The organism is Dyadobacter jiangsuensis (assembly GCF_003014695.1).
Taxonomy (GTDB): domain Bacteria; phylum Bacteroidota; class Bacteroidia; order Cytophagales; family Spirosomataceae; genus Dyadobacter; species Dyadobacter jiangsuensis.
This window is the reverse complement of the sequence record NZ_PYAS01000015.1, coordinates 1-13,555: the sequence shown is the minus strand read 5'-3', so window position 1 is coordinate 13,555 and position 13,555 is coordinate 1. Positions and strand designations below refer to the sequence as shown.

Genomic DNA, 13,555 nt, shown 5'->3' with positions numbered 1-13,555 from the left:
TGACTATTGATAAGCCAATGAAACCGAAACTCAGAATCCTTGCCTTTGCCTTAGTGCTGGGCAGCCATTTGCTTTCCGCTCAGGACCATTCGATCAAGATTACGAAGCGCTACCTGAACCTTCCCGTGTCGCAATCGGACAACCGTGGTACCATGCAATTTAGACTAAATGGTAAACTGGAACGGTCGTTCAAAATACGACTGGCCTCTGGCAAGCCCGATTACTGGGTGTTTTGTGATATGGCTGCCTTGCAGGGGCAAACGATCGCGGTCAGCTACGACGGCAAGGCCGATGGCCTGGCGAAAATCTCACAGGACGACCGTATCGCCGGTGAAGATTCCATGTACCGGGAGCGGAACCGTCCGCAATACCATTTTACGACCCGCCGCGGATGGATCAACGATCCCAATGGCATGATATTCTACGATGGAGAATACCATCTTTTTTATCAGCATAACCCTTACGAACGCGAATGGGAGAATATGTCGTGGGGGCATGCCGTAAGTAAGGATATGGTGCACTGGCAGGAGCTACCTACCGCCTTGTCGCCGGATTCGATGGGTACCATGTTTTCGGGCTCCACCGTCATCGATTATGAGAATACGGCGGGTTTCAACAAAGGAAATACACCGGCGATGGTCGCCTTTTTTACGGTTGATAACCCGGAGAAGCAGGTGCAATGCATGGCATACAGTCTCGATAAAGGCCGTACCTGGACCAAATACGGCAAGAATCCGCTGATTGATTCCAAGGCCAAATGGAACAGCAAAGACACGCGCGACCCGCGGGTGTTTTGGTACAAGCCTTCAAAGCATTGGGTAATGGTACTCAACGAACGCGACGGCCATTCCATTTATACCTCCAAAAATCTGAAAGAATGGCAGTTTCAAAGCCATCTGACCGGCTTCTGGGAATGCCCCGACCTGTTCGAACTGCCGGTTGACGGTAACAAAAGCAAAACCAAATGGGTGATGTACGGTGCCTCCGCCAGCTATATGATCGGCTCATTTGATGGGAAGACCTTCAAGCCGGAATCGGGTAAACATTATTATACCACGGGCAGCATTTATGCCGCGCAAACTTTCACCAACATGCCCGAAACCGACCCGCGCCGTATTCAGATCGGCTGGGGCCGGGTGTCGCATGCCGGAATGCCGTTCAACGGTATGATGCTGCTTCCTACCGAACTGCAACTCAGGACTACCAAAGATGGCTTGCGGTTGACCAGCCGGCCAGTGAAGGAAACGGAACAGCTTTTCAACAGCATCGGGAAATGGTCGTCGCTGACCGAGGCGGAAGCAAATGCGAAATTGAAATCGCTCCTGTCGCCGGACCAATTCCGCATCAAAACCACGATCAAACTTTCGCACGCTACCAGCGCGGGGCTTTCGCTGTTTGGCCAGCGGATACTGGATTACGATATGAATTCCAACCTGGTGAATGGCGTGTTTTACTCGCCGGAGGATATGACCAGCATGGAAATCACCGCCGATATCTACGTCGACCGCACGACCGTCGAGGTGTTTATTGATAGCGGGGCATATTCCTACTCGCTGCAACGCAAACCCGATGCACGTGCCAAAGAGACGATGAACTTCTGGGGCAACCGGATCGAGGTGAAGGATTTAGAGATTTACAGGGCTGAGTCGGCTTGGAAATAAATGCTGAATCCGCCGAGCGTCGAGGCAAGCCTGATAGAAAGCCTACTTTTCAGCCAAAGTGGTTCCTGTCACTTTAATCCTGTACGGCCACTGCTCCTCCTTCTGCTGCGCAGCCTGTCTGCCGAACGCGACCGGCCAATGCTCGGTAGGCGCGCCGCTGACTACCAGCCAGAGATATTGCGTGTCTTTGGGTAGTTTGAAAGTGGCGTTGCCCTTGGCCTCGCGTGCGACTTTTCCATAGACACGTTTACCGTCTTTGGTATGCGCCACAAAACCGTAGCGCCAGCCCGCTTTTTCGGTTTTTACGTCGCTGTAACCTTTTGCACCGGCAATGCCTTCGAAATCAACGGTTACTGAATTGCCAGAGGTGGGAACGGCAAGGCGAATGCCGTTGTAGCCGTAGTTCTGCGGGGTATTCAGTGAATCGACCTGGTACCAGCCATTTTCAAGGGCCGTAAGTTTCGTGGAATGTTTGTTGGCATAAGGCGCCGCCACGTTTTCGATCCTATTCAGATCCCAGGTCATAAAACGGCTGGCGGCTTCGAACATCTCGTCGTTGAATGCATCCTGGCTGAGGTTGTTGAGCCTTTTGTAGGTCATGACGGGATCTTCGCCTTCCTGCGTAGAACGGCATAATGTCCCGAAAAACTCCTTGCCGTGTTTCTCCGACCAGTATTCCAGCACATAGGGCGAGTGGTACATATTCTGCGGATGCAGGAACGCGAAGTGCGTCTTTTTAAGGTAACTGACGAAGTGGTAATTCTCGAAAGTCATCCATTCGGGATAGACCTGCCAGAGCATGTACTGTGCCGACATTTCCATCACCGGCCCTCGTGGGCCCGCCTGTGCGTCTGCGCGTGACATATACTGGAATGCGTGCCCGAGCTCGTGTGCGAGGGCACCGTACGGTGCTTTCGACATCCGTACCGCCGGAGTCCAGAGGATACCGATCTTGTTCTCGACACCCCCGCCGAAAGCCGTCTGCTCCGTGCCGCCGATCACGTACAGGATCATTTTGTATTGGTCGGTCAGCGACTTGCCTTTTTGAACAATTTTCAGATCATTGACATAGTAGTCGTAGAACCGTTCGCATTCCCGCAAGGCATTACGGACATCGAAGCGGCGGGTAGAGTCCGGATTAGCCATCGGGTCATTGCCAAACTCTTTGTGCCAGAAAATGGCGATGTTGTCCGATTGCACCATGCGTTTGTAGCTGAACTCGCTTTCTGTATTATTATAGTCGTTGCCATCGGGCACCCGCATCGCCTTGGCAGGGATGTAGAGTTCCTTGGTTTGTGCGTGGCTGTGGGATTGGTTAAGGAATAGGAGTATTCCAATGAATGCGAATGTCAGGAGGTAGTGGCGTTTCATGACCGGCTGGCTTGAAGTTCAGGATTGATATTGCAAAATATATCCTTTCACCTATACTTGCCCGATCTTGCGCCTGATCTGCTAAAATAGGTAATGAAGTGGTTAATATACAGTAGGTTGGGGCTTGGGGTTGGATTTTGTCAGGTGTGGTCAGGTTTTGTCAAGTGTGGTCAGGTGTGGTCAAGTGTAGTCAAGTGTTGTCAGGTGTGGTCAAGTGTAGTCAAGTGTTGTCAGGTGTGGTCAGGTGTGGTCAGGTTTTGTCAGGTGTGGTCAGGTTTTGTCAAGTATGGTCAAGTGTTGTCAGGTGTTGTCGGGTGTAGTGAGGTATAGTCAGGTGATGTCAAGTTGGAGACAAATGCCGTTAGGCATGCAACATTGGTAGAAAATGCGTTCTGCCCGCGACGTCAAAATGCCGTCAGGCATGCAACAACAATGCTTTGCGGTTACATGCCTGACGGCATTTGCGAATATCTCTTTCGGTTTGGTTGCTACCTACATTACATCGCTACGCGATTTCGGTAGTGCATTGTATCAATATCTTATTCCCGTCCGGTAGGTTTCAACCACCCCTGATTACTTTTGACTCCCTAACAACAAATGACAATAAATGACAATACTTGACTCCCCCTGACAACAAATGACAATACTTGACCACCTCCCGACCACCACTCAGTTCCGATAAACCAGGTTCCCGCGATGCACCAGCGCTTTCACCGGGGAAATACGGGCAACAGCCTCGGCCGAGCAACTCGCATCTACCAACACCACACTCGCTTCGTCACCGGCCTTGGGCCATTGCTGTTTTCCTTTTTCGTCGAGCGGCAGAATACCGCAGGTAGCCAGTTTGAGACAGCGCGACAGGTCCAGCTCCGTCGACTGGCCATAAAGCTGCGCCATCAGGTTCGATTTCTGCAACACGCTCCCGGACCCGAATGTGTTCCAATGATCCACGATGCTGTCGTTGCCGGTCATGACGGTTACGCCATGGCGGTAGAGGGTCGGGATGGGCATAATGGTACTCCCGAACGGAATCGTGGAAATTACACCTACACGTGCGTGTGCGAGTTTTTCAGATACTTCTTCCAGTTTGGGTTTTTCGAGCCGGGCCAGCACAAAACAGTGGCTGAGAAATGTTTTACCAGCCAGTGCCGGATTTTCAATGACTTTCTGGGTCAGGTATTCAACCGTTTTTAAACCCGGTTCACCGCCTTCATGCAGGTGAATATCAATGCCTTTGCCGTGATCGAGTGCGAGCTGGACGATGAAATCGATCTGTTTCTCGACACTGCCATCGATGGCATTCGGGTCGAGACCGCCGATGAAGTCGATATCCATCGCAGCCGCTTCTTTCATCCATTGCTCTGAATGCGAGTAGAACACCCCGTGCTGCGGAAAAGCGACGAGCTCTGCCCCGAAACTATCTTTCTTATTTTCAATTGCTTTTTGCAGGTTTTTCAATGAATCCAGCTTCGAAGTCGGCTCGATATTGACGTGGCTCCGCGCAAAATTCGTGCCTTTCGATTGCAGCAGCTCGATGATCTTTTCGGCCCGGTAAGTGGATGTTTTCAGGAGTTCGGGCAGCTCTTTCTGCTCGAATGCGATCATGTCTTTCACCGAACGGTTTTTAGCCAGCCGCGCTTTCCAGGGGCCGCCGTAATACGTTTTGTCCAAATGAATATGCATATCCCTGAACGCCGGCAGCATCAGCTGCCCTTTGGCATCGGTCGCATCGGCTTTGGGGTCGTTAGGCAACACGGCTTTGATCTTCCCACCTTCGATCTCGACGCGGAAAAGTCCGGTTTCGGTCGCGATAACCTCACCGTCTTCATACACAAAACCCGTTTCCAGGCGCACGTTTTTCAGCATCCATTTCTTCACAGGTTTGCTGCCGGTTTCGGTCGGTTGGGTCGCGCCCGAAGCGAATGCCCCGGCTTTTTTGACGAGTATTTCGCCTGCCAGCAACAGACCGGAACTTTGAATGAACGTTTTGCGGGAAATGGACTCCATATGCCTGGGATTAAGGTTTATGCAAAGTTAACCCCGGCGCCACGTTCAAACGATGCGGTATTTATCCCAAAACTTGTAGGATTTATAACGAATTTCGAAAGGCGCGGGGTGATAAACCTGTCTGTGCCTTGAAGAAGTTGGAGAAATGAGGAAGGTCGCTGAACCCCAGTTCAAAAGCGATCTCTTTGGCCGATTGGCCCGAAACCAACAGCAAACGCTTCGCTTCCAGACCGACCCGGTTATGGATCAGGAACGTAGCCGGTACGTGCAAGTGCCTTTTACAGAGAATATTAAGGTAGTTTGGTGAAATATTGAGCTGGTCGGCGTAGAATGCGACGGTCTTGTGCGTCTTGAAATGCGCGTCTACCAGCGCGTGGTACTTGAAAAGGATCGGGTTGGCCCGGTAGGTACCGATATCCTCGTAAATGCGCTCGGCTTCACGGCTCACAAGCTGCAAGGCCACCCGACTTCGAAGTTGTACCATATCCCAATCCACCAAAGCGGTGCCGAGCTCGCCTTCCAGGGCTTCCAGCTCGTAGCACAATGCCTCGAAAACCGTCGGCGGCAGATCGATCACCTGGTGGTTCCGGTAGGATATAAACGACAGGCGCAGAAAGTTGGAAGAAGTCTCGAAAGCACGCCGCCCGACCATCAGTTGAAACCCTGACGTAGCTTCGTCGAGTTCCCATCGGTGTACCTGCCCCGGAAACAACAAATGTACCTGCCCGTTGACAACAGGGTAATCCACAAAGTCGATTGAATGCGTGCCGCCGCCCCGCTTCACCACAAAAAGCATAAAGAAATCGTGCTTGTGCGGCTTCTCGATCCGGCTCTTCCCATCGACCTCATGGCGTAAAAGCTTGTAACCCGACTCCGCAGAAGAGTCGAAAGCATCGATGCCAAGGGTAGGAAACGCCGGTTTAGTATTCATAGGTTGAAATTACAAAAAATGCCGCAAGGGGGTTCCCGGTTCTTATTGTAAGGTCAAAGGAGGGTTTGGAGCCGTCAAATAGTATTTATCTTCCGTTAGGATTGCGTTCTTGTGCGGTTCTGAAAATGTTTTTGGGGTTTGCTAATTTTGTCGCAGTTAAGTCGCTCAGATAGCGACTTTTATTTACTCTGACTAAGAATCATCAGGACATGACTATCGACGATAAGAAGACCTTCAACTTGTTTTGCGATGAAAGCAGTCATCTTCCCTACGATGGAATGCGCTATATGCTGATCGGTTACGTACAAGTTGGTTCCAATGATGTAAAGCGTTACAAGGCCGAACTGAGGCATATTAGATCTACACACAGAAAAAAGGGTGAAACCAAATGGTCAAAAGTATCTGAATCGGCATTCCCGCTGTACGAAGAACTTTTGAAATTTTTCTTCGATTCGTCGATGTGTTTCAGGGCTGTGATTATCGATAAATCTCAAATAGACGAAACAAGACCGGGTTTTACACATGATGACTTTTATTTCAGAATGTACTATCAGCTACTTCATCACAAAATGAATTTATCGTATATCTACAACGTGTATTGTGACATTAAAGACACGAGAAGTCACCGGAAACTGGCAAGATTGAAAGAAATGCTACACTGGAATGCAGCGATAAAGAATTTCCAGTTTATGAGATCACACGAAAGTTCGTTCATGCAGCTAACGGATCTGATTATTGGTGCAATCAATTACGCATTGAGAGGCAGGGGAAATGTTGAGGCTAAGAACCGGTTGGTTGATATTATCGAGACGATGTGTAATGGGCCGATTAATCACTCGACTCCAAAAAGCGAAGACAAGTTCAATCTGTTCTTTATTGATCTGAAATGATTACCACTCATGCCACACAACCTCACAAAGATTTATGACAACTTGCTTGAAGTAGGCCATTTATCCGAGTTAATGAGGTCGCAATCTTTGCGCCGGATTTTTGACCGGGATTTTGACGGCACGCTGGCATTCAGAAGGAGACAAATCAGACCTATTAAGAAAGATGGTGAAGCATCCCTTGACACGGCCTTCCGGCACTTGACGACCCGCGAAGACAAGGATAGCAATGGAAAGACACTCGGCAGCAGGAGTTTCGAGACGTATAGATCAGTAAGACTGCACTGGATTAAACACCATCTGTGTGAATCTAGTCCGACATCGATAGAGGTGTTTAGTTTCGAAGATCGGGTCGCTGGAAGAGATAAGATCAGAACCTATGTTTATGACGTTCGAAATGAGTACGTAATAATTTTGGAACCTCAACGATCTCTGATGGATTACTACATTTTGACCGCCTATTACCTGAACGAGCCGGGTGGGTTAAAACAGATCAACAACAAGTTGAAGAAGAGATTGCCTAAGATATACTAACCGCAAAGCCCGGTACATGTCTGGATGTATCGGGCTTCGAAACTCCTTTCTCCAAGGATGGCAGAATGAGCATTTCAAAGATACCGGGAAAATGTGGTATTATCAACTGCTTGTATCTTCCAATCATTACCACACTCTTCAAGTAAAATAAAATTTTTTAAAATAATAAACTATTAAATTGGTAGACTAAATAGTTTAATTAATTTTGTGCACCAGCCACCACCAAAATTGCGAATCCTGATACGCCGAGGACATCCCCGGTGGAGGAAAGCGTATGTGTCACTTAACAAACACCTGAAAATGAAAAGGCATGTTTATCAACTACTGGGGCTGGCGGCGGTATGGGTTTTGGCCGCATTTACCGCGACCGACAATACTTACGAAGAGCAGATCCGCGACTGGCATCAGAAACGCGTAGAGAGCCTGAAAGCGGAATCGGGCTGGCTGAACCTGGCCGGGCTGTTCTGGTTGAAAGAGGGGAGCAACACTTTTGGCAGCGCGGAAAAGAACGATATTCTGTTTCCGGAAGGCAAAAGCAACGCGTTTTTGGGGGAATTTGTGCTTCAAAATGACAAGATCACGCTCAAAGCAAAATCCGACGCGCAAATCTTCAACGGCGACCAGCCTGTAACTGAGCTGGATATTTTCCCGGACGGCAAGCCCGTTACATTGAAACATGGCCCGCTGCGGTGGTTTGTGATCAAGCGGGGGGAGAAGTATGCGATCCGCCTGCGCGACCTGGAAGGCGAATACCTGAAAGGTTTTTCAGGCATTGAAAGGTACCCCGTGCAGGAAAAATGGCGGGTTAAGGCGCGTTTTGTGCCGACGCAGGGCCGCACGGTGTCGATTACCGACATTACCGGTCGTACCGACAATCAGGTCTCGCCGGGCAAGCTCGTATTTAATGTCGATGGCAAGGAGTACAACCTCGACGCCGTGGGCAAGCCCGAAAGCCTGTTCATCATCTTCGCCGACCAGACCAACAAGCACGAAACTTACGGCTCCGGCCGCTTCCTGTATTCCTCCGTCGAGGCTGACGGCACAGCATGGTTGGATTTCAACAAAGCCATCAATCCGCCTTGTGCATTCTCTCCGTACGCAACCTGTCCGCTGCCTCCGAAACAGAACAAGCTGACGCTGGCCGTTTCGGCGGGCGAGAAGCGTTACGGGGACCACTGACCGGTGCGTTAACCCCGGATTCTTCCAACATTACAACCAACACTCCTGTGCGCTGCCCTTAACCGGCTGCCCTGCTTTCAGCGGGGCGCCCGGACAGGACGGTGTTGCCTTTGCATCCCTTTTTTCACTCCCAGAACACTTTTAAATCCATTTGAACATGATAAAACCTTACTTTACGAGCTTACGTATAGATCAATACGGTAATGCCGGCCGGATCGCATTGGCGGCGCTGATGCTCGGGCTGGCGACGCCGGAACAGACCTATGCCGCCCGTCCCTTGGCCCCGGCGTTCGTGCGGGCAGATAAGCCCGTATCGGGCGTGATACGCGACAAGGAGTCCGGCCAGCCGCTGCCCGGCGTTTCGGTGATTGTCAAAGGTTCGTCCAATGGCACTATTACCGATCAGGACGGTAAATATCAATTGATTGCCCCCGAAAATGCCACGCTGGTGATTTCTTTCATTGGGTATGCTTCCATTGAAAAGGCTGTTGGCGGACAGACGCAAATCGCCGTCGAGCTGAGCGCCGATACGCGCCAGCTCAGCGAACTGGTGGTGGTGGGTTACGGCACGCAAACGAAGTCGGAATTTACCGGTTCGGCGGTTCGCTTGAAGGGTGAGGCGATTAAGGAGCAGCCGATCCAGAGTTTCGACCAGGCGCTCGCGGGGCGTGCGGCGGGGGTGAGCATTTCCCAACCGAACGGCGTGCTCAACAACCCGCCGGTGATCCGTATCCGGGGTGTGAACTCCATTTCGCTGAGTTCCTATCCGTTGGTGGTCGTGGATGGCATTCCCATCAACACCGGTAACGTTTCCACGAGCACCGCCGTGCCGAACAACCCGCTGGGTGATATCAATCCGGCCGATATCGAGTCGATAGATGTGCTGAAAGATGCCGCCTCGACGTCCATTTACGGCTCCCGCGCGGCTGCCGGTGTGCTTTTGATCACGACCAAAAGAGGCAAGACAGGCAAGCCGAGAGTCAACCTCGAATCGTGGGCTGGTGTGTCGGAGGTAACGAGGCTTCCCGAACTGCTGAATGCCGAACAATACATCGCCATCAAGAATGAAGCGGTACTGAACGCAAAGATTTTGGGCGGAAATGAAAACAATGACAAGGTGCCTTCCGCATTGTTTTTCCAAAATACGAACCCCGACGGCACGCCGATCGACACGCGCTGGTACGACTACATTTACCGCACCGGCGTTTCACAAAACCATAACCTGAGTGTTTCAGGCGGTACGCAAAGTACTACGTATTATTTTTCAGCCAATTACAGCAAGCAGAACGGCTTCCTGCGGGCTAACGAGTTCGACCGTAAATCGGCCCGCTTCAATATCGACCAGGAGGTGAACCGCTGGCTGAAACTGAATGGCAGTGTTTCGTACAACACCTCCAACAACGCATCGCCCTACGCCGGGTCGTTGCCGGGTTCCAACTTCTTTCTCGTGGGCTTGGCGCGGCTGGCTATTGCATTGCCTCCCAACGTACCGGCGTACAATCCGGATGGCTCGTACAACATCAGTACCACGAGCCCGAACACGATCGGGATGGGCAATAACCAGGTTGTGAGCAACTGGGGTAACCCGGTGGCACAGTTGGACAAAAACCATTATACCTCGTCCAACGATCGCATAATCGGCAGTTTCGCGGCAACGGCGCAGATCTTGAAAAACCTGCAATTCCGGACCAGCTATGCCATCGACCGCCTTCGTACCGAAACCAAAACCTTCGATAGCGCCTTACAGGGCAATGGCTATTCGACCAAAGGCAATGCGATCAACGTTTCGGCGCTGCGCGACAACTGGAACTGGACCAACACGCTTACTTTTACGCCCACATTCGGCAAGCATTCGGTGTCGGTACTGGCGGGGTATGACGTGCAGAAGTTCAATAACTCGGCCTGGGGCGCGTCGCGTTCCCAGGGGGCCGACCCGTTTTTTGAGAACTACCAGGGCAACTGGGGTTCCATTACGACCTCCGGCAACGAACTCGACGAGCGCGCCTACCTTTCCTACTTCTCACGTGTGAGCTACGACCTGGCGAAGAAGTATTTCCTGACGGTTAATTTCCGTCGCGATGGTAACTCGGCATTGGGTTTTGACAAGAAATACGGGAATTTCGGTGGCGTTTCGGGCGGCTGGGCATTGTCGGAAGAGGCATTTTACAAAGACCTCCGGCTGGCCTCGGTGCTGAGTTCGGTGAAGCTGCGTGCGAGCTGGGGCCGCGTCGGAAACGGCAATATCAGCAATGCATTCGGCTCGCTCGAACTGTATAACGGCGGCTTGTACGGCAGCTCGCCTACATGGGCGATTTCGCAGGCCGGTAACTCCGATCTCGGCTGGGAAACAAGCCGGCAGACCAACATCGGCGCCGATCTTGGCCTGCTCGACGACCGCGTTCAGGTGGACTTCACTTATTTTGACAACAATGTCGACGGCCTCATCCTCAGTGCTCCGCAGGCTATTTCAAAAGGTATTCCGGGTAATTCGATCCTCCGGAATGTGGGCGCGATGTTCAACCGGGGCGTGGAGCTGGGTATTTCGGCGAATATCATCCGCTCAGGTGAGTTTTCGTGGAATGCGTCGGTCAATTTCACGAAATTGAAAAACAAGGTAACCGGGTTGTCGGACGGCAATACCGATATCGTAGGCACTACGCATGTATCCTACGAAACGACGAACGTGACACGCGTGGGGCATTCGGTGGGTAGCTTGTATGGCGCTAAAACGGCGGGAGTGAATCCTGAAAACGGCCGGAGGATATTCATTAATGCCAAAGGCGAGAAGGTGCAGTACAGCCAGATCGTCGGCCCCGGCGAAAGCAACTGGACTTACCTTGACGGTTCCAAAGCGGCAGCCATTACCGGCGCCGACTATTACCTCATCGGCGATGCGCTGCCGAAGTGGTACGGCGGTTTTTCGAATACCTTCAAATACGGCGCGTTCGATGCCTCTGTGAATTTGACATTTGCGGGAGGGAACTACGTCATGAACGGCACCCGCGCGACCCTGCTCGACCAGCGCGCCTACAACAATTCGACCGAAATCCTGAAACGGTGGCAGAAACCGGGTGATATAACGGATATCCCGAGGCTCGTTTACAATGACCAGCTTTCGAGCGGCTCGTCATTCCCGGTGTCGACCAATGCGGAGAAGGCCGATTTCCCGCGCCTGCAAAACCTTTCGCTGGGGTACCGTTTGCCTGCTTCGGCGTTCGGAAACTCGGGCATCGGGCCTGTGCGCATTTACGCGCAGGGCTCGAACCTCTTCCTGCTGGCGGGCTACAATGGTACCGATCCCGAATCCTCCGTGAATGGTAATTCCAACACCACGCCGGGTGTCGAAAAGAACTCGGTAGGGCAGGCGCGGACGTTCACGCTCGGGGTAAATCTCAGTTTCTAATTATCAGGTATTTCAATCATGAAAATATTCAATCAAATAGGCCGTAAATCAATCGGCTGGGGCTTTTCTGTGGCATTTGCATTGCTATTGCCGTCCTGCGATTCCGACCAGCTGCTGCATCCCGTTCCCGAGACTTCCATTACCGGGGCCAATGCCTTCGAAACGCAGGAGCGCGTGCTCGGGCTTGTGAATGGCATTTATAAATCGGCCAAAGGCGGCAACTTCTACGGCGGCAACTACTACACCTATTCGGAAGTACGGGGCGAGGAGTTTATCAACCGTACCAGCAACACGTTCACCGCTTTCGAAGCGTGGAACCACACCCTGAATGCGAGTTCCAATTTCATCGCGGGTTTCTGGGCATCGGGTTACGAAACGATCAACAATGCGAATATCCTCATCAAGGGTATCGGCGAGCACCCGGGTGTGGTGAGCGAAACGTTGGCGAAACAATATGTAGCCGAAGCAAAATTCGTGCGGGCATTGAGCTACTTCGCGCTCGTGACCGCCTATGCGAGGCCTTATAATGAAGATCAGGGCGCTTCCAAAGCACTGCCGCTGCGTTTGCAAGCGGAAACCACTATCGCCAACAACGATTTGAAAAGGAGCACCGTCGCCGAGATTTACACACAGATTATCAAAGACCTGGACGAAGCCGAAGCCGACCTGCCCTTGAATTACAGCACCGCATTGCTCAATACCACCCGGGCGCACCGCAACACGGCTATTGCACTCAAAACCAGGGTGTATCTCAATAGCGGACAATATGCGAAGGTGATCAGCGAAGCCAAAAAGATCGTTTCCGCCGTGCCGCCGTTCGCTGCGGCTACGGGTGTGAAGCACCAGTTGGGCAGCATTGTGGAGATTTTTACGACCAATTACACCAGCACGGAGTCGATTTTGTCGGTGCCCATGACCGAGCTCGACAACGTGACCGGGCAAACGTCGTTTCCCTACGTGATCAACGCCAACTCGGAGTATAATCTTAACCCGACCGGCATTTGGGGTGAACCCGAATGGCGCGCCGACGATCTCCGGCGCACATTTGCGCGTACGGCAACGGGCGTGCAGTTCCTCACCAAATATGCGAAACCATCGCCGTTTCTGGATTACCTGCCCATACTTCGCTATTCGGAAATATTGCTGAACTACGCGGAAGCGGCAGCCCGGACAGGCGATTTGGCTACGGCCACGGCATTACTCAAAGCCGTGCGCAACCGCTCCGACGCGAGCTACGAGTTCCCGAAAGAGGCAACCGGTACGCAGCAGGCATTGGTATCGACGATCCTCAAAGAGCGCCGTATCGAGCTGCTTGGCGAAGGGCTGCGCTCGATTGATATTCTGCGTAACCTGGCACCATTCCCGGCCAAATCAGGCAACGGCTTAGTAGCGCCGGAAGTGGTGCCTTCGCAAACGAACTATGTATTTCCATTACCCAATACGGAGATCATCACCAACAAACTCCTGCTGGACTAGCGGAATCTCAAGAGGGTGACCCAAAAGCAAAAGCCCTTTTTCTACTATGTAGAACGAGGGCTTTTTTGTATTTTTAATTACGACATTAGAAATACATGGGCAAGAT

General features: G+C 51.8%; 8 protein-coding genes. 5 read left to right on the top strand and 3 right to left on the bottom strand.

Annotated features, from left to right (window positions below; translation table 11 throughout):
• The first annotated feature begins 17 nt into the window (after positions 1–17).
• Positions 18–1,661 carry a glycoside hydrolase family 32 protein gene (locus tag CLV60_RS26315; protein ID WP_106598386.1) on the top strand — a complete coding sequence of 548 codons (1,644 nt, stop codon included), beginning with the start codon at positions 18–20 and terminating at the stop codon, positions 1,659–1,661.
• Between the two features lie 42 nt (positions 1,662–1,703).
• On the opposite strand, the gene CLV60_RS26310 is transcribed toward CLV60_RS26315, so the two are convergent.
• From CLV60_RS26310 to CLV60_RS26300, 3 genes are all read right to left on the bottom strand, one after another.
• Entirely contained in the window at positions 1,704–3,032 is a 1,329-nt protein-coding gene (locus tag CLV60_RS26310) for a DUF6055 domain-containing protein (protein ID WP_106598385.1), read from the bottom strand.
• Positions 3,033–3,701: 669 nt separating this feature from the next.
• Positions 3,702–5,039, bottom strand: coding sequence for an amidohydrolase family protein (locus tag CLV60_RS26305; protein WP_106598384.1), 1,338 nt, complete (start codon positions 5,037–5,039; stop codon positions 3,702–3,704).
• An 82-nt stretch (positions 5,040–5,121) separates the two neighbouring features.
• Entirely contained in the window at positions 5,122–5,970 is an 849-nt protein-coding gene (locus tag CLV60_RS26300; RefSeq protein ID WP_106598383.1) for an AraC family transcriptional regulator, read from the bottom strand.
• A gap of 209 nt (positions 5,971–6,179) precedes the next feature.
• On the opposite strand from CLV60_RS26300, the gene CLV60_RS26295 reads away from it, so the two are divergent.
• From CLV60_RS26295 to CLV60_RS26275, 4 genes are all read left to right on the top strand, one after another.
• Positions 6,180–6,860: a DUF3800 domain-containing protein gene (locus CLV60_RS26295; protein ID WP_106598382.1), complete on the top strand. Its 681-nt coding sequence runs from the start codon at positions 6,180–6,182 to the stop codon at positions 6,858–6,860.
• Between the two features lie 831 nt (positions 6,861–7,691).
• Positions 7,692–8,570 carry a DUF1684 domain-containing protein gene (locus tag CLV60_RS26285; protein ID WP_106598380.1) on the top strand — a complete coding sequence of 293 codons (879 nt, stop codon included), beginning with the start codon at positions 7,692–7,694 and terminating at the stop codon, positions 8,568–8,570.
• A gap of 157 nt (positions 8,571–8,727) precedes the next feature.
• Entirely contained in the window at positions 8,728–11,973 is a 3,246-nt protein-coding gene (locus tag CLV60_RS26280) for a SusC/RagA family TonB-linked outer membrane protein (RefSeq protein ID WP_106598379.1), read from the top strand.
• 18 nt (positions 11,974–11,991) lie between these two features.
• Positions 11,992–13,449 carry a RagB/SusD family nutrient uptake outer membrane protein gene (locus CLV60_RS26275; protein ID WP_106598378.1) on the top strand — a complete coding sequence of 486 codons (1,458 nt, stop codon included), beginning with the start codon at positions 11,992–11,994 and terminating at the stop codon, positions 13,447–13,449.
• Positions 13,450–13,555 lie beyond the last annotated feature (106 nt).

What these genes read in the sequence shown, in the direction of transcription:
- CLV60_RS26305 (WP_106598384.1), bottom strand. Translation starts at nt 5,039, where the DNA reads ATGGAGTCCATTTCCCGCAAAACGTTCATTCAAAGTTCCGGTCTGTTG.
- CLV60_RS26295 (WP_106598382.1), top strand. Translation starts at nt 6,180, where the DNA reads ATGACTATCGACGATAAGAAGACCTTCAACTTGTTTTGCGATGAAAGC.
- CLV60_RS26275 (WP_106598378.1), top strand. Translation starts at nt 11,992, where the DNA reads ATGAAAATATTCAATCAAATAGGCCGTAAATCAATCGGCTGGGGCTTT.
- CLV60_RS26285 (WP_106598380.1), top strand. Translation starts at nt 7,692, where the DNA reads ATGAAAAGGCATGTTTATCAACTACTGGGGCTGGCGGCGGTATGGGTT.
- CLV60_RS26300 (WP_106598383.1), bottom strand. Translation starts at nt 5,970, where the DNA reads ATGAATACTAAACCGGCGTTTCCTACCCTTGGCATCGATGCTTTCGAC.
- CLV60_RS26280 (WP_106598379.1), top strand. Translation starts at nt 8,728, where the DNA reads ATGATAAAACCTTACTTTACGAGCTTACGTATAGATCAATACGGTAAT.
- CLV60_RS26310 (WP_106598385.1), bottom strand. Translation starts at nt 3,032, where the DNA reads ATGAAACGCCACTACCTCCTGACATTCGCATTCATTGGAATACTCCTA.
- CLV60_RS26315 (WP_106598386.1), top strand. Translation starts at nt 18, where the DNA reads ATGAAACCGAAACTCAGAATCCTTGCCTTTGCCTTAGTGCTGGGCAGC.